The organism is Variovorax sp. Soil_C_17, from assembly GCF_057657265.1.
The window spans coordinates 1,627,664-1,645,331 of the sequence record NZ_JBDGIT010000001.1; the positions used below are offsets into that span (position 1 = coordinate 1,627,664).

Below are 17,668 nucleotides of genomic sequence, written 5' to 3' on the forward strand. Positions count from 1 at the left end.
GGATTCGGCAAGCTCCGATCGTAACGATCGATAACGGTTCCCCTATGGGGGCTTTCCTTAGCCGCGTTCCGAGCTCACGGCCGCGTGCCCGGTGGCCGCATTCTGCGGCCCGACGCCGACGTGCACCCGGAGCTCGCCCAGTCCTTCGATCGCGCCGATCATCGTCTGTCCGGCTTGCACGGGGCCGACGCCGGCCGGCGTTCCCGTGTAGATGAGGTCGCCCGGATGCAGCTCGAACCAGCCCGACAGATGCGCGATCGTTTCCGCGGCATTCCAGATCAACTGGTCGATATCGCTGTCCTGGCGTGTCCGGCCGTCCACGTCGAGCCGGATGCGCCCGCGCTCGGGGTGGCCGATGGTGGCGGCGGGCCGGAGTTCGCCGAGCAGTGCCGAGCCGTCGAAGGACTTTCCGATTTCCCACGGCCTGCCTTGCTCCCGCATCCGGATCTGAAGGTCGCGCCGAGTCATGTCCAGACCCACCGCGTAGCCGAAGACGTGATCGAGCGCGTCGCGCACCGGAATGCCGCTGCCGTGCCTGCCGATGGCGACGACGAGCTCGATCTCGTGCTGGAAGTCCGTGGTGCGGGCGGGATAGGGGATCTCGGTCGTGGTGCCTTCGCGGACCGGCACGATGGCGTCCGTGGGCTTGCAGAAGAAGAAGGGCGGCTCGCGATCCGAGAAGCCCATCTCGCGGGCATGCGCCGCGTAGTTGCGCCCGACGCAGTAGACACGGCGCACCGGAAAGAGCAGGCCGCTGCCTGCAACGGGCACGGCCGTCGCGGGCGGAGGGGGCAGCACATGGGCGCTCATTCGAGCGCTCCCGCCGCCCGGCGCGCGCCCGCGCCGGGCACCGCTTCGCGGCGGCGCATCGTTCGGCGAGCCAGCAGCGCGACCGCGACTGCGGCCATCCACGCCGGGAGCGCGGCCACGGCGAAGAGGGATTCGAGGGCCACGCCGGTGCCGACCAACAGGCCGCCCACCACCGGCCCGACGATCGAGCCCGCCCGCCCCACGCCCAGGGCCCAGCCCACGCCGGTCGAGCGAATCTCGGTGTCATAGAGGCCGGATGCCAGCGCGTTGATGCTGATCTGGGCGCCGATCACGCAGAAGCCGGCGACGAAGACCATCGCCATCAGCGCGGGAAACTCCGCCTGCGTCATGCGGCCGATGGCGAAGGTCGCCACGCCTGCCGCGGCGTACGCGGCAAGGAGCACCCGGTACGGGCCCAGCCGATCGATCAGCCGCGCGAACACCAGGGCGCCCGCAATGCCGCCGAGATTGAGCAGTGCCGTGGACACGATGGCCTTGTCCAGCGGCACGCCGGCCTGCCGCAGCAGGGCAGGCAGCCAGTTCACCAGGAAGTACAGCACCAGCAGGTTCATGAAGAACACCGCCCACAGCAGCAGGGTCTGCGCCGTGCGCAGGCCGCCGAAGAGCTGCAGCACGCTCATGCCTTTCTGCGGCTGCGCCTGCGCCTCGCTCCTGTTGAAATGCACCTGCGCCGCGCGTCCGGCGCCGAGGATCGGGACCAGCAGCGCCCGCAGCGTGGCCTCGGGCGTCCGCCGCGCGGCCAGCAGCCGGATCGACTCCGGCAGCCAGACGAAGAGCGCGGGCAGCAGCAGCAACGGCAGCGCGCCGCCCAGCCAGAAGGTCGACTCCCATCCGAGCGAGGGGATCATCCGCGCCGCCAGGAAGCCGCCGAGCACGGCGCCCAGCGGGAAGCCGCAGAACATCAGGCTGATCAGCGTGGCGCGCGAGCGCGCCGGTGCGTACTCGGCGGTCAGCGCAATGATGTTGGGCATGGCGCCGCCCAGGCCGAGGCCCGTCAGCAGCCGCAGGATCAGCAGCGTCGTGAGCGAATCCGCCCAGGGCGTCAGCAGGGTGAAGGCACCGAAGATGGCGGTCGTGGCCATGATCACGCGGCGGCGCCCGAAGCGATCCGCTGCCGGGCCGAAGACCAGCGCGCCGAGCATCAGCCCGGCCAGCCCCGCGCCGAACACCGGGCCGAAGGACGAGACCGGCAGGCCCCATTGGGCGGCCAGCACCGGCGCCACGAAGGCAACCACCTGGGTGTCGAAGCCGTCCAGCATGGCGATCAATGCGCAGAGGAAGACGATACGTTTCTGGGCGCGGCCGAAGGGCGCCTGGTCGATTGCCGTCGCTGCATCGACGGAAGGAGTCGAGGACATCTTGTGCTCCGTGTGTATGTGTCGGGACCGGGCAGCGATCAGTCCTGGTGAGGCGCCTTGCCCTCGACCATGTGGAAGGTGCGGCCGATGGGCTCCTCCCAGATCAGGTTGCGGTCCATCGCACGCGCCGGCATGTCCTGGATGACGTACTGGATGGCCGGCTCGCTGCCGGTGTTGATGTGCTCGTGGCTGGCCATCGGCGGGCAGCCGAAAGTGTCGCCGCGCTTCCAGTCGAAGCGCTGGCCGTCCAGCACCGAATAGCCCTCGCCCTGGATGATGTGATAGAGGGCGTAGGAGTTGTGCCGGTGGGCGACGATGTGTTCGCCGGGGCCGAAGATCTGGATGCCGAGAAAGATCGACGGGAACACCCCGCCCGCTTCGCCGGTGTCGCTGTTGACCAGCGCGATGAAGCGGCGATCGGCGCGGCGCAGGGGGTCGCGCAGCACCTGCTCCAGACGGGGCTCGAGATCGTTCCAGCGCCAGATGGCCGCGCGCAGGTTCTTCTTGACGAGGAAGGGGTAGTACTCGTCATCGGTCATGAACCGTGCCCACTCGGTGCGATCGACGGTCGACGTGGTCTCCGGGGCGTGGGCTTCGGTGTCGAGTTGTGCGCTCATGAATGTGTCTCCTGGGGGTTGCTAAAAAAATGCGTCAATCGGGCAGGCGTCCGCGCAGATGCCAGTCGAGGAAGACCAGGCTTCTTCTCCAGGCCTCGGCAGCGGCGACCGGGCGGAAGACGGCAGGCCGGAACCATTCGTCGAACGCGTGGGGTGCGCCTGCATAGGTGTGGATCTCGTGGTGCCGCTGGGCTTCGCGCAGCTGCGCCGAGAAGTCGGCCAGCTCGTGCTTGTCGATCAGCCTGTCCATGTCGCCGAAGTGCCCCAGCAGCGGCGCCTGCAGGCGCGCAGCCACGCCGATGGGGTCCGCCGCTTTAGGGCGCGAGCGGCGCAGCTGCCCGTAATACGCGACCGCGCAGGCCGGCCCGTCCGCCTCGCTGGCTGCGAGCACGGCATAGCTGCCGCCGATGCAAAAGCCCAGCACGCCTGCGTGCCGGCGATCGATGCCGCGTTCGCCGAGCCAGCCGAGCACATGGCGGACGTCGGCCAGCACGCGATGGTCATCGACAGCCGCCACGGCGGCATCGATGCGCTCGGGCGTGGACAGGTCCGGCTGCGACGCGCTGCGGCTGAAATAGTCGAGCGCGGCGACCAGGTAGCCGGCGCGCGCGAGCTGTGCGGCGCGCCCCGCGACATACGCGTTCACGCCGGCAATGGCAGGGAGCAGCACCACTGCGTGGGTCGCGTCGGCGAGCTCGGGTTGATGAACGTGGATCGCGAATCTTTCGCGTGCGTCTTCCTGCAGGAGGACGTGCTGTTGCAGGGGAGTGGGGCTCATGGTCTCGGTTCCGGATTTCGTTGCGGCAAGTATTCGTTCCAGACCCCTCGCCACGCAATGCGAATGGTTTAGTCTGTACTATTCGTTGAATGAATAAGCAGGCGCTCGACCTCAACCGTCTTCGTGTCTTCCGCGCCATCTGGGAATGCCGCAACGTCTCGCGCGCGGCCGAGGCGCTGGGTGTCTCGCAGCCCACGGTCAGCCATGCCTTGCGGGATCTGCGTGCGCATTTCGGCGATCGCATCTTCGTGCGCTGCCCGGGCGGCGTCATGCCCACGCCGCTGGCCGAGACCATCGCGCGCCGCATCAGCCAAGCCCTGGCCCTGCTCGAGCAAGGGCTCGACATCCGCGGCGAATTCGACCCCGCGTCGAGCCGCCGCGAGTTCACGATCGTGATGACGGACATTGCCGAAGCGATCATCCTTCCGCGCATCCTCGGGCTGTGCCGGCGCGAGGCGCCTGCGGTGGGCTTTCGGGCCATCCAGCTGCCCACCGAATCCGTCGTCGGCGCGCTGCGCGACGGGGCTGCCGACGTGGCCATCGGCTTCAGCCCCGCGCTACGCGCGAGCCTGCTGCACAAGTCCTTCTTTCGCAGCGAGTACGTGTGCATCGCCAGTGCCACCCACCCGCGCATTCGCGAGCGGATGAAGCTGCAGGACTTCACGCGCGAGCGCCACGCCGTGGCCCAGGCCCAGGGCACCGGGCACCACGCCGTCGAGGCCGCGCTGCAGCGCATGGGGCTGCTCGATGCCATCGGTGCGCGCGTGCCGCACTTCCTCGCCTTGCCGACCATCGTGGCGGCCAGCGACATGATCGCCACCATCCCCCGTCCGCTCGCGGAGCTGATGCTGCCGGTGGCGGCGGTGCGCGTGCATCCGCTGCCGATCCGTCTGCCGAAGCTGCTGATCGAGCAGTTCTGGCACGAGCGCTTCCATGACGATGCGGCATCGCGCTGGCTGCGGGCGCTGCTGCCGCGGGCGATGCAGGAGGTGTTCGAAACCGGCCCGCAGGGCTTCAGGCAGGCCGCCGACTGAGCCCGGCCGATCCTTATCGGTAGACCAGGCCCGAGAGCCGCCACGCGAGCTGCCGGCGGACCATCGGCAGGCGCGACAGCGTGCGCAGCAGAAGGTTGCGCGCCGCGCGCAAGCCGGGCCGGGCCGTCGCCATGCGCGTGAGGCGATCGGCCAGCGCGATCACCTGGCCCGCAACCGGGCGCCGCATCGTGCCGTAGGCATCCAGCGCGGCTTCGTTGCCTGCCAGTGCCTGGCTCAATGCATCGGCCAGAGTGATCGCATCGACGATGCCGACGTTCATGCCCTGGCCGCCGGCCGGGCTGTGCACATGCGCGGCATCGCCGGCCAGCAGCACGCGCCCCGCGCGGTAGGCATCGGCCAGCCGGTGATGAACCCTGAAGCGCGAACCCCAGAGCACCTGGCGGACCACCGCTCGCTCGCTCGCGGGGCCGCGCGCGTCCAGCAGGGCCTGCAGGTAGCCGGCGTCAGGGTGCTCCGGCGCATTCGCCACCGTCGCGACGATGCGGTGCGCACCGCCCGGCAGCGGCGCCACGACGACCATGCCCGCGGGCGAGAAATAGAGGATCACCTCGTCGTGCGGCACCCCGCCCGTCAGGCGCACATCGGCCAGCAGGAAGGACTCGCCGTAGCTGCCGCCCGTGAAGCCGATACCCGCGCGCTCGCGCACCGTGCTGTGCATCCCGTCGGTGCCGACCGCGTAACGCGCCCGCACTTGCCGGCCGTCGTCGAGTGTGGCGGTGACGCCCGTGGCGTCCTGGCGCAGGTCGGTCAGCACGCATGGACGCAGCACCTGGCCGCCGAGCTCGCGCAACCGCTCGAGCAGCACGCTTTCGGTGACCGCCTGCGAAACCATCAGCGTGTAGGGATAGCGCGTCGGCAGGTGCTCGAAGCCGATGGGCACCAGCACGCGGTCGCGGTCGCGGATCGTGAAGCGCCGCGCCGGCACGCCGCGCTCGACCAGCCGGTCCGCGACCTGCAGCGGCTCGAGCGCTTCCAGCGTATGGGCATGGACCACCGCGGCGCGCGACGTGTTGGCACCCTCCGCCTGCCGGTCGATCAGCATGAAATTCGCGCCGCGTGCGGCGAGCGCGGTCGCCAGCGTGAGGCCGGCGGGGCCTGCGCCGACGATCAGCACGTCGGTGTCGAAGGAGGAAGTCGAGGGGTTGCGGGGGTCGGACATGAGGGGTCTCCTGTAAAGTCAACAAGTGTTGGTCAACACGTGTTGGCAATTCTGGGCAAGACCGATCCGTTTGTCAACAACTGTTGGCCTATACTTGTTGACATGGCTGAACCCGACCCCATCGTCCCTCCCGCCCGGCGCTCCGACGCGACCAAGGCGACCATCCTCGCGGCCGCGCGCGCCCAGTTCGCGGCTCTCGGCTACCAGGCCACCACCATCCGCGCCGTTGCGAACGCAGCCGAGATCGATCCCGCGATGGTGATGCGCTACTTCGGCAACAAGGAAGGGCTGTTTGCCGCGGCGGCCGATTTCGACCTGCGCCTGCCGGATCTGGCCGGCGTCCCGCGCGATGCGCTGGGTGCCGCGCTGGTGGCGCACTTCCTGGATCGGTGGGAGGACGACGAGACGCTGATGGCGTTGCTGCGCACGGCCTCGACCAACGAGGCCGCCGCCGCGCGCATGCAGGCGCTGTTCTCGTCGCAGATGGCGCCCCTGATCGCGCGCCTGAGCGGCGACTCGCGCGCCGGCGCCGCCGCGCGTGCAGGCTTGATCGCCAGCCAGGTGCTGGGCCTTGCCCTGTGCCGCTATGTGCTGAAGCTGCCGCCGGTGGTCGCGCTCAAGCGCCCGGAGATCGTCCGGCGCATCGGTGCGACCGTGCAGTCCTATCTGTTCGACGCCTGAGCCGGCGCCGGTTCAAGGCGAGTCGAAGTACCCGCGCGCCCGATCCAGGTGCTCGCGGCATTCGCGCACCATGCGCTCGATCAGCTCGGCGCAGGTCGGCACGTCGTCGATCAGCCCGATGCATTGGCCGGCCGAGATCACGCCGCCGTTGACCTCGCCGGCCTCCAGCGCCGCGCGGCCGCGCACGCCGGCGACCAGTGGGCGGATGTCCTCGAACTGGCAGCCGCCGGGGCGGTTTTCGGTGGCCACCACTTCTTCCGAGATGGCGTTGCGGAACACACGCGCCGTGTTCTTCAGGGTACGGAACATCAGCTTGGTGTCGCGCTCCGAGGCCGCCACCAGCGCCTGCTTGATGTTGTAGTGGATCGGCGCCTCCTGCGTGACGCAGAAGCGCGTGCCCATGTTCACGCCCTCGGCACCCAGCGCCAGCGCTGCCGCCATGCCGCGCCCGTCGGCGATGCCGCCCGAGGCGATGATCGGGATGCGCAGCGCGCGCGCCGCGATCGGCAGCAGCACGAGGCCGGGCACGTCGTCCTCGCCCGGGTGGCCGGCGCATTCGAAGCCGTCGATGGAGACCGCGTCCACGCCATTGCGCTCGGCCGACAGCGCATGGCGCACCGTGGTGCACTTGTGCACGATCTTCACGCCCTGGGCCTTGAACTGGTCGATGAAGTCGCGCGGGCTGTTCCCGGCCGTCTCGACGATGCGGATGCCCCCGTCGAGGATGGCCTTCACGTACTCCGCATAGGGCGGCGGCTTCACGGCCGGGAGGATCGTGAGGTTCACTCCGAAGGGCTGGTCCGTCAGCGTCCGCGTGCGGGCGATCTCGTCGCGCAGTGCATCGGGCGTCTGCTGCGTCAGCGCCGTGAGGATGCCCAGGCCGCCGGCGTTCGACACTGCGGCCGCCAGCTCGGCGCGGCCCACCCATTGCATGCCGCCCTGGATGATGGGGTAGCGAACGCCGAGCAGCTCGGTGATGCGGGTCTTCATGCCTTCGTCCTCATTCGAGCTTGGCGCCGGATTGCTTGATCAGCCGCTCCCACACCGGCCGCTCCTTCTTGTACTCGGCGGCGAAGGCTTCCGGCGAGCTGTCCTTCAGCTCGAAGCCCATGGCCGCCACCTTCTGCTGCACGTCGGGCTGCTGGGTGGCCTTGCGGATCTCGTCGGCCAGGCGCTTGACGATGGGCTCCGGCGTCTTCGCCGGCACCGCGATGGCGAGCCAGCCGGTGATGCGATAGGCCTCGTCCTTCAGCCCCTGCTCGGCCAGCGTGGGCACGTTGGGCAGCGAGGAGATGCGGCGCTCGCCGGTCACGCCGATGGCCTTGAGCTTGCCGGCCTCGATCTGCGGCTTGGCCTGCAGCGAGCTGGCGTAGGCCATCTGGATCTGGCCGCCGATCAGGTCCGCGATCATCGGCGCCTCGCCCTTGTAGGCGACGTGGTTCATGTCGGCGTTCTGCGTCGCGCTCATGTGCGCGCCGGCCAGATGCGGATAGGCGCCCACCCCGTAGGAGCCGTAGGCCAGCTTGCCCTTGTTGGCCGCCACGTACTTCAGGAGCTCGGGGCCGTTGCCGGCCGGCACGCTGGGATGGGTCACCAGCACCAGCGGGCCCATGGCCACCTGGTAGACCAGGGTCAGGTCGCGCTCCGGGTGGTAGGGCAGCTTCTCGTAGAGGAACTGGTTGGTCAGCAGGGCGTTCGAGAGCGACATCACGATCGTGTAGCCGTCGGGCGCAGCCTTGGCCACCGCGTCGGTGCCGATGATGCCGGCCGCGCCGGGCTTGTTGTCGATGACCACCGGCTGGCCCATGCCGGCCGCGAGCTTCTCGCCGATGACGCGCGCCAGCACGTCGGTGCCGCCGCCGGCGGCGAAGGGCACGACCATCTTGATCGGCTTGGCGGGGTAGGTCTGGGCGAGCGCGGGTGGGGCGGCCCCGAGGGCGAGGATGGAGGCGGTGGCACAGAGCCAGCGGCGGCGAGTCAGGTCTCGAGGGAACATGGATGTCTCTTGTGGGAATGAAGAAATTCGGGGCGTCATGGGAGAAACGGCGGCGGCGCTACTGCACGATCACCTGCACTTTGAGCGGCAGCTTTCCCAAGGCCTCCTGCAACCGCGACTGCAGCGCCTGCACCGCCGGCCCCGTCGCAGCAGCGTCGATGGTCACCGTGAGCGCCTTCTCTCCCTGCGCCTGCACCGTCGGCCGCGCGGCGCCGGGCAGGTCGAGGTCGGCCCAGGCCTCCTCGACCAGTGCCTCGGCCACGTGGCGGGCGGCGAGGGCGCGCAGATCGGGCTTGAAGATCTTGCCGACATTGGTCATCGGCATGTGGTCGATCACCACCACCGACTTGGGCTTGGCCGGCGCCTCGTCCACGCGCTCGGCGGCAAAGGCCAGCAGCTCGGCCGCGCTCGCCTTCGCGCCCGGCACCAGCGTGGCGAAGGCCACCGGCAGCTCGCCCGCGTAGGCATCGGGCGCGCCGACGGCGGCGCACAGCTGCACCGCGGGGTGCGCGCCCAGCGCGTCCTCGATGGTCTTGGGGTCGATGTTGTGGCCGCTGCGGATGATCAGGTCCTTGGAGCGGCCGCTGAGGTTGAGGCGCTCTTGCGTGTCGAGCCAGCCCAGGTCGCCGGTGGCCAGCCAGCCGTCGGCGGTGAAGGCCTTCGCGTTGTCCGCCGGATCGACGAAGCCCGAGAACAGGTTGGGCGACTTGAAAAGCACCATGCCCTGCTCGCCGGGCGGCAGCTCGCGATCGCTCGCATTGCCGTGCGCGTCGAGCGCCACGATGCGGATCTGCGACCAGGGCAGGCGCAGGCCCACGCAGCTCGGCGGCCCGATCACCCCAGGTGGCGTGATGGTGGAGATGCCGGCCATCTCGGTCATGCCCAGGCTCTCGTGAACGTGCAGGCCGAACAGCCGCTCGAAACGCGCCGCCAGCTCCGGCGGCAGCACCGCGGCGCCGGTGCGGCAGTATCGGATGGAGGAGATGTCGGCGCCAGCCAGCGGCACGTTGGCCAGCGCGGCCAGCACCGTGGGCACGGCCGACAGGGAAGTCGGGCGGTGCTTTTGCACCAGCTTCCAGTAGTTCGCCATCACCTGCCTGTTGCGCAGCAGGGTGGTGGTGGGAATGATCACCTCCACCCCGGCCGAGAGCGACGCCAGCGAGGCCGGCAGCACGCCCGCCACGTGGAACAGCGGGTAGCCGTTGATCGTGATGTCGTCCGGCCCCTGGCCGGTCATGTTCACGCTGGCGAAGGCGGTGAAGACCTGCGCGCCATGGCTGTGGCGCGCCAGCTTGGGCGCGCCGGTGGTGCCCCCGGTGTGGAAGTAGGCGGCGATGTCGGCGGGCTGGATGTCGCGGCCGCTCACCAGGCAATCGTCGGGCTGGGCGGTGCGCTCCGTGCCGAAGTCGAGCACGCCCTCGGGCAGCGCGCCCGCGGCGCCCGGCGCTTCGTCGTGCGGCGCCACGCGCAGCACCGTGGTGAGCGTGGGCACCTGGCCGCGCAGGCGCATCGCCTTGGACCACATGCCCGCATCGTCGTCCGCGCCCCAAGCGATCAGCACCTTGGCGCGGCCGGCCGTCATCAGCGAGACCAGCTTTTCATCGGTGAGCAGCGGATTGAGCGGCTGCGCGATGCCGGCCGCGGCGCCGCCCCACAGCGCCAGGTGGTAGTCGAGGCAGCCGGGCAGCAGGATCGCCACCGCGTCCTCGGGCCCGACGCCCAGCTTGTGCAGCAGGTTCGCGGTCTGGTGGATGCCCGCCAGCAGCTGGGCATAGGACCAGCGGATCGGCTCGTCGGCCGGGTCGCCGGTGCGCAGGAAGGTCAGGGCCGTCTTGTCGCCGAAGGCCGCGGCCGAGTTGCGGAAGATCTCGTAAGTGCTGCGGACCGTCAGCACCTCGGCCAGCGGCTTCGCTTCGAGCCGGCGCACGTCCTCGATGCTGCGGATGGGGAAGGGCGCGCTGAAGGGCGCCTGCGCCGGGGATTGGCTTGTGCGGCTCATGGACTTGTCTCCATATCCAGCCGTTCGGGCCGGGCTTGTCGAAGCGGTGCGCGGCGCTTCGACAAGCTCAGCGTGAACGGAGTGGTTGTTCTGGTTGCTCGTGAACGGATGGGTGGTTCTGTTCGTGAACGGGCGCGTATTTCCGTTCGTGAACGGATGCGCATTTCCGCTCGTGAACGGATGCGTCGTCGTTCTCCTCGTGAACGGGGGTGTCGTTCTCCTTGTGAGGGGGCGTCGTTCTGCTTGTTGGCGGGGGCGTCGTTCTGCTCGTGAACGCGGTTGTATTCACCTGCTCTCGACAGGCTGCGCGCGGCCAAGCTGCGCGTAGCGCTGCAGATGATGGTCCTCGTCGCCGAGCTGGTGGTCGATCATCACCAGCCGCTTGGCAAAGTGGGCCAGGGGCAGCTCCCAGGTCATGCCGATGCCGCCGTGCATCTGGATGCTTTCCTCGGCCACCAGCGTGCCGATGCGTCCGATGCTGGCCTTGGCGGCCGAGAGGGCGCGCTCGCGCGCCACGCGGTCCTCGCCGTCGATCGCCGCGGCAGCATTGATCACGGCCGAGCGCGCCTGCTCCACCTCGAGCAACAGGTCGGCCATGCGGTGCTGCAGGGCCTGGAAGCTGCCGATCAGCTGACCGAATTGCTTGCGCGTGCGCAGGTATTCGAGCGTCGCCGCCTTGGCCGCTTCCATCGCGCCCAGGCTTTCGGCGCACAGGGCGAGCAGGCCGCGGCCGACGGCGCGCTCCAGCGCCGGGTAGCCCTGGCCTTCGCTGCCCAGCAGTGCCGCGCCTTCCAGCTTCAGCCCGTCGAACACGACTTCGGCCACGCGACCGCCGTCGATCGCGGGGCAGCCGCGCACGTACAGCCCCTTGGTCTTTGCCGGCACGAGGAAGAGCGAAACGCCGGCTTCGTCGTCGTCCGCGCCGCCGGTGCGGGCCGAGACCACGAACAGGTCCGCCTGCTCGCCCTGCGGCACCACGGCCTTGGCGCCGTTGAGCAGCCAGCCCTCGCCGCTGCGCTCGGCGCGGGTCTGCACATGCGCGAGCTCGTAGTGCGTGCCGGGCTCGTCGTGCGCCAGCGCCGCGACGGTGCTCCCCGCGATGATGCCGGCCAGCTGTTCCTTCTGCGCGTCGCTGCCCGCGGCGGCAATGGCTTCGCCGGCCATCACCGCGCCCAGCACCGGCTCGACCACCAGGCCGCGGCCCAGCGCCTCGAAGACCACGGCCAGGTCGAAGCCGCCGCCGCCGAAGCCGCCATCCTCTTCGCGGAAGAGCGCGCCGATCACGCCCAGCTCGGCGAACTGCTCCCAGATCCTGGTGCTGAAACCCTGCTCCGACTTCGCGATGCGGTCGCGCGCCTCGAAGGTGTACTGCTCGGCGATGAAGCGGTTGAGGCTGTCGGCGAGCATGCGCCGGTCTTCGGTGTGTTCGAAGTTCATGGTCTTGCCCTCACAGTCCGAGGATCATCTTGGAGATGATGTTCTTTTGAATTTCGTTGGAGCCGCCGAAGATCGACAGCTTCCGGTTGTTGAAGTACTTGGCTGCCGCAGGCGCTGCCTCGGCCGGGCCGAAGGGCACGCCGCTGAAGCCTTCCTCCAGCGCTGCCTCGACGTAGGGGCGCGCATACGGCCCCATCGCGCGCCGGATCAGCGAAGAGATTTCCTGCCGGATCTCGGTGCCGCGGATCTTGAGCATCGAGCTCTCGGCCCCCGGCACGCCGCCGCCGGCCACCGCCGCGATCACGCGCAGGTTGGTGGTCTTCATGTTCTCCAGGTCGATCTCGACGCGCGCCATGCGCGCCGCGAAGGCCGGGTCTTCCGACAGCGGCTTTCCGTTCTTCGTCCGCTTCGCCGCGATGGCCTTGAGCTGCTCCATCGCCGCCACCGAGAAGCCCACGCCCGCGATGTTGGTGCGCTCGTAGGTCAGCAGATACTTGGCGCAGGTCCAGCCCTTGTCCTCCTCGCCCACCAGGTTTTCGGCCGGCACGCGCACGTCGGAAAAGAAGACTTCGTTGACTTCGTGGTCGCCGTCCAGCGTGATGATCGGCCGCACCTGGACACCGGGCGACTTCATGTCGATCAGCAGGAAGCTGATGCCCTCCTGCTTCTTCGCCTCCCGGTTGGTCCGCACCAGGCAGAAGATCATGTTGGCGTGCTGGCCCAGCGTGGTCCAGGTCTTCTGGCCGTTGACGATGTAGTGCGGGCCGTCTGCATCCACGCCGCGCACGGCCGAGGTCTTGACCGAGGCGAGGTCCGAGCCCGCGCCCGGCTCCGAATAGCCCTGGCACCACCAGTCCGAGCCGTCGAGGATGCGCGGGAGCCAGCGGCGCTTCTGCTCCTCGTTGCCGTACTTGATCAGCACCGGCCCCAGCATGTTCACGCCGAAGGGCACGATGCGCGGCGCATGGGCCAGCGCGCATTCGTTCTCGAAGATGAACTTCTCCACCGCGGTCCAGCCCGGGCCGCCGTACTGCTCGGGCCAGTGGTTGGCGAGCCAGCCGCGCGCGTTGAGGATGGCGTGCCATTCCTCCATGTCGGCCTTGCCCAGGTGCTTGCCATGGGCCACCTTGTCGGACAGGCGCTTGGGCAGCTTCTCGGCCAGGAAGGTCCGCACCTCGTCGCGGAAGGCCTGCTCTTCAGGGGTGAAGTTGAGATCCATGACAGCGGTCTCCTTCAATAGATTTCGAACAGGCCCGCCGCGCCCATGCCGCCGGCGATGCACATCGTCACCACCGCGTACCTGGCGCCGCGGCGGCGACCTTCGATCAGCACGTGGCCCGCGAGCCGCGCACCCGTCATGCCGAAGGGGTGGCCGATCGAGATCGCGCCGCCATCGACATTGAGACGCTCGGACGGAATGCCGAGCTTCTCCTGGCAGTAGATGGACTGCGAGGCAAAGGCCTCGTTGAGTTCCCAGAGGTCGATATCGTCGACCTTCAGGCCGTTGCGCGCCAGCAGTTTCGGCACGGCGAACACCGGGCCGATGCCCATCTCGTCGGGCTCGCAGCCGGCCAGCGCGAGGCCGCGGAAGGCGCCCAGCGGCTTGAGGTTGGCGCGCTCCGCGTCCTTGGCCTCCATCAGCACGCAGGCCGAGGCGCCGTCGGAAAGCTGCGAGGCATTGCCGGCCGTGACGAACTTGCCGGCGCCCATCACCGGCTCCAGCTTGGCCAGCGCCTCGTAGGTGGTGCCGCGGCGGTTGCAGGTGTCGACGTCGACCGTCGCTTCCTTGTGGCTGACCTGCTTGGTCTCCTTGTCGGTCACCGCCATGGTGGTGGTGCAGGAGACGATCTCTTCCTTGTAGCGGCCGGCGAGTTGCGCCTCCTCGGTCTTGCGCTGGCTCTCGGCCGAGAAGCGGTCCTGCGCCTCGCGGCTGATGTTGTAGCGCTGGGCCACGATGTCGGCGGTCTCGATCATCGACAGGTAGAGCGCGGGCTTGTGCTCGACGATCCACGGGTCCATCCCGGAGTCGCCGCTGTCGGTGGCGCTGCGGGTGCGGATCTGCGAGATGCTCTCCACGCCGCCCGCGATCATGGCCGGCGCGCCCTCGACCACGATGCGGCCCGCCGCCATCGCGATGGCCTGCAGGCCCGAGGCGCAGAAGCGGTTGACCGTGGTGCCGGCGATGCTGATGGGCAGCCCGGCGCGCACGATGGTCTGGCGCGCCACGTTGCGGCCGGTGGTGCCCTCGGGGTAGCCGCAGCCGAGGATGGCGTCCTCGATCTGCGCCGGGTCCAGCCCCGAGCGCTCCACCGCGGCGCGCACCGCGAAGGCGGCGAGCGTGGGGCCGGGCGTGATGTTGAATTCGCCGCGGTGCGCCTTGGTCAGCGGGGTGCGGGCGGTGGAAACGATGACGGCTTCGCGCATGATGTTTGTCTCCTTACTCGGATTGATTGAGACTCGAGAAATCGGCGCCGCGTTCGACCAGCTCCACCAAGAGCGGCGAGGGCTTCCAGAACAGCGGGTCTTCCTTGGCGAACTCGCGGATGTCGGCCAGCACCTTCGGCAGGCCCACCGTGTCGGCGTACTTCATCGGCCCGCCGCGGTGGCGCGGAAAGCCGTAGCCGTAGAGGAAGGTCACGTCCACGTCCAGCGGGCGCAGCGCGATGCGCTGATGCACGACGTTGGCCCCTTCGTTGATCATCGCGGCCATGTAGCGGCGCATGATTTCCTCGTCGGTGAACGTGCGCGGCGCGATGCCGGCGCGCCGGCGCTCGGCGTCGATGATGGCCTCGACCTCCGGGTCCGGCGTGCCGGTGCGCGCGCCTTCGGGGTACAGGTAGTAGCCGCGGCCGGTCTTCTGGCCGAACCAGCCGCGCTCGCAGATGCGGTCGGCGATCTGCACGTAGCGCGCCTTCGGGTCGCGGGTGGCGGCCTTGCGCTTGCGCGTGGCCCAGCCGATGTCGCCGCCGGCCAGGTCGGACACCTGGAAGGGGCCCATCGGGTAGCCGAACTCGCGCACCGCCTTGTCGATCTGGTAGGGCGAGGCGCCGTCTTCCACCATGTAGTCCGCGGCCTGGCGGTACACGGCGAGGATGCGGTTGCCGATGAAGCCGTCGCACACGCCGGCGCGCACCGGCGTCTTCTTCAGCTTCTTCGCCAGCTCGAAGCCGGTGGCGACCACGTCGGCGCTGACCTTCGCCGGCACCACGATCTCCAGCAGCTTCATGATGTTGGCCGGCGAGAAGAAGTGCAGGCCCAGCACGTCGCCCGGGCGCGAGATGCTGGCCGCGATCTCGTCGATGTCGAGGTAGGAGGTGTTGGTGGCGAGCACCGCGCCGGGCTTGCACACACGGTCGAGCTCGGCGAAGACGGCCTTCTTGACCGCCATGTCCTCGAACACCGCCTCCACCACCAGGTCGGCCTTCGCGAGCGCGTCGTAGGCGGTCGAGCCCGCGAAGCGCGCCATCACCGCCGCCTTGGCCTCGGCCGTCATGCGGCCCTTCTGGATCAGGCCGTCGTACACCTTCTCGACGTGCGCGCGGCCGCGTGCGAGGCTGGGCTCGTCGCGCTCGATCATCGTCACGGGCAGGCCGGCATCGAGCATGGCGACCGCGATGCCCGCGCCCATGGTGCCGCCGCCGACGATCCCGCAGGATTCGATGGCGCGCGGCTTGGCGGCCTTGGTCTCGGGGGCCTTGAGGACTTCGCGCTCGGCGAAGAAGGCGTGGATCAGCCCGGCGCGCTGCGGGCTGTCGATGCATTGCATGAAGAGCTGGCGCTCCAGCGCCATGCCTTCGTCGAAGGGTTGCGAGAGCGCGGCCTCGGTGGCTTCGATGATCTTCATCGGGGAGAACAGGCCGCGGCTCTTCCTGGCGGTCTCGGCGCGGGCGGTTTCCAGCGCCGTGCGCTGGGCGTCCTTGTCGGCGAGCGCAGCGCTTGCGTCGCGCGTGCGGCGCACAGGTGCCTTGGCCGCGGCCAGTTCCTTCGCATAGGCCAGCCCTTCGGCCAGCGCATCGGCGCCTTCGCCCAGGCGATCGATCAGGCCCAGGGCCAGCGCTTCCTTGGCGCCGGCGTGGCGGCCGCTCAGCATCAGGTCCAGCGCGGCCTTCACGCCGATCAGGCGCGGCGCGCGCTGGGTGCCGCCGGAGCCGGGCATCAGGCCCAACTGCACTTCGGGCAGGCCCAGCTTGGCGGAGGGCACGGCCAGGCGGTAATGCGCCGACAGCGCGATTTCCAGTCCGCCGCCGAGCGCGGCGCCGTGGATGGCGGCGACCACCGGCTTGCTGCAGTTCTCGATGCGGTTGCAGACCTCGGGCAGCGAAGGCTGCTGCGGTGGCTTGCCGAACTCGCGGATGTCGGCACCCGCGATGAAGTTGCGGCCGGCGCCGACGATCAGCACCGCGGCTGCGGCACCGTCGGCCTCCGCCGCGTCGATGGCGGCCACCAGGCCGCGGCGCACGTCCACGCCGAGCGCATTGACGGGCGGGTTGTCGATGGTGACGACCAGCACATCGGCCTGGCGCTGGAAGGTGACGAGTTCGGGGGAGGCGTTCGTGGCCATGCTGCGTGTCTCCTGGGGGGCGAACCTGCGCCGGTTCGCTGGGGCTTGGGGGGAACCCCGCATTCTTGGACAGCCATGGCGCTTTGACAATTGCATGGCCGGTTGACAGACTGTCAAAGAATTTTTGACACAATGCGCCGATCTTCATGGACTTGCAATCCCTCACCCTGCTGGTCGAGATCCTCGATGCCGGCAACCTGAGCGAGGCCGCGCGCCGGCTCAAGATGAGCCGCGCGAACGTGAGCTATCACCTGAACCAGCTCGAGCGCTCGGTCGGCGCCCAGCTCGTGCGCCGCACCACGCGCCGCGCCGAGGCCACGGAGATCGGCCAGCGGCTCTATCAGCATGGCGTGGCCATCCAGAACGAGCTGCAGGCGGCGCGCGAGTCGGCCACCGCGCTGGGCGAAGGGCTGGTGGGGCGGGTGCGGCTCAGCGTGCCCAGCGGTTACGGGCAGCTCGTGATGTCGGACTGGCTGATCGACTTCAAGCGGCTGTACCCCGGCATCGTGCTCGACGTGCTGTTCGAGAACCGCATCGAGGACCTGCTGCGCGACGAGGTGGACATTGCCATCCGCGTGATCCCCGAGCCGCCGCAGAACCTGGTGGCCCGCGCGTTGGGGCCGGTGCGCTACGTGGCCTGCGCCTCGCGCGCCTACGCGCAGGCGCACGCGCTGCCCACGCAGCTCGACCAGCTCAGCGGTGCGCCGGTGGTCACCGCGGCCGTGATCGGCAAGCAGCTGCGCATCTCGGCCTACCAGGGCGAGGAGCGTCGCGAGGTGGTGCTGGAGCCCACGCTGATCTCCGAGAACTTCCTGTTCCTGCGCCAGGCCGTTCTCGCCGGCCTGGGCATCGGGCTGGTGCCCGACTACGTGGTGCAGGACGACGTGCGGCGGGGCGAGGTGGTGACCACGCTGGACGACTGGCGCCTGAGCATCTTCGGCACGCAGATGTTCATGCTCTACATGCCGAACCGCCAGCACACGCGGGCGACCCGGACCTTCATCGAGTTCATCCTGGAGCGGGCTCGGGCGGGTTCGACGGGCGGAGGCGGTGCCTTGCAGGCGCCTGCAGCGGCCCAGCCCCTGCCCCGATAGCGCACGTCAGTGGAGCCCTTGCTCGGCCTCCATGACTAACTTTTTCGTGTTTGAAGTACGGGAAAGTTAGAAAACTTGCATATTCTCGCTCTGAATGCTAAC

15 protein-coding genes are annotated in these 17,668 nt (G+C 69.3%); 3 read left to right on the forward strand and 12 right to left on the reverse strand.

Annotated features, from left to right (window positions below; translation table 11 throughout):
• Positions 1–57 precede the first annotated feature (57 nt).
• The 4 genes from AC3A6Y_RS07895 to AC3A6Y_RS07910 are packed head-to-tail and all read right to left on the reverse strand — an operon-like array spanning position 58 to position 3,584.
• Complete coding sequence (locus tag AC3A6Y_RS07895) at positions 58–810, reverse strand: fumarylacetoacetate hydrolase family protein (protein WP_487867636.1); 753 nt, start codon at positions 808–810, stop codon at positions 58–60.
• Positions 807–2,189 carry an MFS transporter gene (locus tag AC3A6Y_RS07900; RefSeq protein ID WP_487867637.1) on the reverse strand — a complete coding sequence of 461 codons (1,383 nt, stop codon included), beginning with the start codon at positions 2,187–2,189 and terminating at the stop codon, positions 807–809. The genes AC3A6Y_RS07895 and AC3A6Y_RS07900 overlap by 4 nt, the downstream gene beginning before the upstream one ends.
• A 38-nt stretch (positions 2,190–2,227) precedes the next feature.
• Positions 2,228–2,806 (reverse strand): cupin domain-containing protein, encoded by a 579-nt coding sequence (locus AC3A6Y_RS07905; RefSeq protein ID WP_487867638.1) that lies wholly within the window; start codon positions 2,804–2,806, stop codon positions 2,228–2,230.
• A gap of 34 nt (positions 2,807–2,840) precedes the next feature.
• Positions 2,841–3,584: a dienelactone hydrolase family protein gene (locus AC3A6Y_RS07910; protein WP_487867639.1), complete on the reverse strand. Its 744-nt coding sequence runs from the start codon at positions 3,582–3,584 to the stop codon at positions 2,841–2,843.
• 89 nt (positions 3,585–3,673) lie between these two features.
• Between AC3A6Y_RS07910 and AC3A6Y_RS07915 the strand changes: the two genes are divergently transcribed.
• Positions 3,674–4,618 carry a LysR family transcriptional regulator gene (locus AC3A6Y_RS07915; protein WP_487867640.1) on the forward strand — a complete coding sequence of 315 codons (945 nt, stop codon included), beginning with the start codon at positions 3,674–3,676 and terminating at the stop codon, positions 4,616–4,618.
• Positions 4,619–4,631: 13 nt separating this feature from the next.
• Here AC3A6Y_RS07915 and AC3A6Y_RS07920 read toward each other — a convergent pair whose 3' ends face one another.
• A complete protein-coding gene (locus AC3A6Y_RS07920) occupies positions 4,632–5,798 on the reverse strand; it encodes an FAD-dependent oxidoreductase (protein ID WP_487867641.1) in 1,167 nt (388 codons plus the stop codon).
• Between the two features lie 102 nt (positions 5,799–5,900).
• Here AC3A6Y_RS07920 and AC3A6Y_RS07925 point away from each other — a divergent pair, with 102 nt between their 5' ends.
• Positions 5,901–6,479, forward strand: a complete 579-nt coding sequence (locus AC3A6Y_RS07925; protein WP_487867642.1) for a TetR/AcrR family transcriptional regulator — start codon at positions 5,901–5,903, stop codon at positions 6,477–6,479.
• Between the two features lie 12 nt (positions 6,480–6,491).
• Here AC3A6Y_RS07925 and AC3A6Y_RS07930 read toward each other — a convergent pair whose 3' ends face one another.
• The 7 genes from AC3A6Y_RS07930 to AC3A6Y_RS07960 all read right to left on the reverse strand — a co-directional run bounded on the left by AC3A6Y_RS07930 (position 6,492) and on the right by AC3A6Y_RS07960 (position 16,472).
• Entirely contained in the window at positions 6,492–7,469 is a 978-nt protein-coding gene (locus AC3A6Y_RS07930) for an NAD(P)H-dependent flavin oxidoreductase (RefSeq protein WP_487867643.1), read from the reverse strand.
• Positions 7,470–7,479: 10 nt separating this feature from the next.
• On the reverse strand, positions 7,480–8,475 hold the full coding sequence (locus tag AC3A6Y_RS07935) for a Bug family tripartite tricarboxylate transporter substrate binding protein (protein WP_487867644.1): 996 nt from the start codon (positions 8,473–8,475) through the stop codon (positions 7,480–7,482).
• Positions 8,476–8,533: 58 nt separating this feature from the next.
• Positions 8,534–10,474 carry an acyl-CoA synthetase gene (locus AC3A6Y_RS07940; protein WP_487867645.1) on the reverse strand — a complete coding sequence of 647 codons (1,941 nt, stop codon included), beginning with the start codon at positions 10,472–10,474 and terminating at the stop codon, positions 8,534–8,536.
• A gap of 285 nt (positions 10,475–10,759) precedes the next feature.
• Positions 10,760–11,911 carry an acyl-CoA dehydrogenase family protein gene (locus AC3A6Y_RS07945; RefSeq protein ID WP_487867646.1) on the reverse strand — a complete coding sequence of 384 codons (1,152 nt, stop codon included), beginning with the start codon at positions 11,909–11,911 and terminating at the stop codon, positions 10,760–10,762.
• A 10-nt stretch (positions 11,912–11,921) separates the two neighbouring features.
• Positions 11,922–13,130, reverse strand: coding sequence for an acyl-CoA dehydrogenase family protein (locus AC3A6Y_RS07950; protein ID WP_487867647.1), 1,209 nt, complete (start codon positions 13,128–13,130; stop codon positions 11,922–11,924).
• Positions 13,131–13,144: 14 nt separating this feature from the next.
• Entirely contained in the window at positions 13,145–14,335 is a 1,191-nt protein-coding gene (locus AC3A6Y_RS07955) for an acetyl-CoA C-acyltransferase (RefSeq protein ID WP_487867648.1), read from the reverse strand.
• A 13-nt stretch (positions 14,336–14,348) separates the two neighbouring features.
• The gene (locus tag AC3A6Y_RS07960; protein WP_487867649.1) at positions 14,349–16,472 is read right to left on the reverse strand and encodes a 3-hydroxyacyl-CoA dehydrogenase NAD-binding domain-containing protein; all 2,124 of its coding nucleotides are present in this window, start codon (positions 16,470–16,472) and stop codon (positions 14,349–14,351) included.
• Between the two features lie 146 nt (positions 16,473–16,618).
• Between AC3A6Y_RS07960 and AC3A6Y_RS07965 the strand changes: the two genes are divergently transcribed.
• Entirely contained in the window at positions 16,619–17,566 is a 948-nt protein-coding gene (locus AC3A6Y_RS07965) for a LysR family transcriptional regulator (protein WP_487867650.1), read from the forward strand.
• Positions 17,567–17,668 lie beyond the last annotated feature (102 nt).

Bases quoted from the DNA above. Each gene is read 5' to 3' on its own strand.
- AC3A6Y_RS07905 (WP_487867638.1), bottom strand. From the start codon at position 2,806: ATGAGCGCACAACTCGACACCGAAGCCCACGCCCCGGAGACCACGTCG.
- AC3A6Y_RS07930 (WP_487867643.1), bottom strand. From the start codon at position 7,469: ATGAAGACCCGCATCACCGAGCTGCTCGGCGTTCGCTACCCCATCATC.
- AC3A6Y_RS07950 (WP_487867647.1), bottom strand. From the start codon at position 13,130: ATGGATCTCAACTTCACCCCTGAAGAGCAGGCCTTCCGCGACGAGGTG.
- AC3A6Y_RS07945 (WP_487867646.1), bottom strand. From the start codon at position 11,911: ATGAACTTCGAACACACCGAAGACCGGCGCATGCTCGCCGACAGCCTC.
- AC3A6Y_RS07900 (WP_487867637.1), bottom strand. From the start codon at position 2,189: ATGTCCTCGACTCCTTCCGTCGATGCAGCGACGGCAATCGACCAGGCG.
- AC3A6Y_RS07965 (WP_487867650.1), top strand. From the start codon at position 16,619: ATGGACTTGCAATCCCTCACCCTGCTGGTCGAGATCCTCGATGCCGGC.
- AC3A6Y_RS07915 (WP_487867640.1), top strand. From the start codon at position 3,674: ATGAATAAGCAGGCGCTCGACCTCAACCGTCTTCGTGTCTTCCGCGCC.
- AC3A6Y_RS07940 (WP_487867645.1), bottom strand. From the start codon at position 10,474: ATGAGCCGCACAAGCCAATCCCCGGCGCAGGCGCCCTTCAGCGCGCCC.
- AC3A6Y_RS07920 (WP_487867641.1), bottom strand. From the start codon at position 5,798: ATGTCCGACCCCCGCAACCCCTCGACTTCCTCCTTCGACACCGACGTG.
- AC3A6Y_RS07925 (WP_487867642.1), top strand. From the start codon at position 5,901: ATGGCTGAACCCGACCCCATCGTCCCTCCCGCCCGGCGCTCCGACGCG.
- AC3A6Y_RS07955 (WP_487867648.1), bottom strand. From the start codon at position 14,335: ATGCGCGAAGCCGTCATCGTTTCCACCGCCCGCACCCCGCTGACCAAG.
- AC3A6Y_RS07935 (WP_487867644.1), bottom strand. From the start codon at position 8,475: ATGTTCCCTCGAGACCTGACTCGCCGCCGCTGGCTCTGTGCCACCGCC.
- AC3A6Y_RS07895 (WP_487867636.1), bottom strand. From the start codon at position 810: ATGAGCGCCCATGTGCTGCCCCCTCCGCCCGCGACGGCCGTGCCCGTT.
- AC3A6Y_RS07910 (WP_487867639.1), bottom strand. From the start codon at position 3,584: ATGAGCCCCACTCCCCTGCAACAGCACGTCCTCCTGCAGGAAGACGCA.
- AC3A6Y_RS07960 (WP_487867649.1), bottom strand. From the start codon at position 16,472: ATGGCCACGAACGCCTCCCCCGAACTCGTCACCTTCCAGCGCCAGGCC.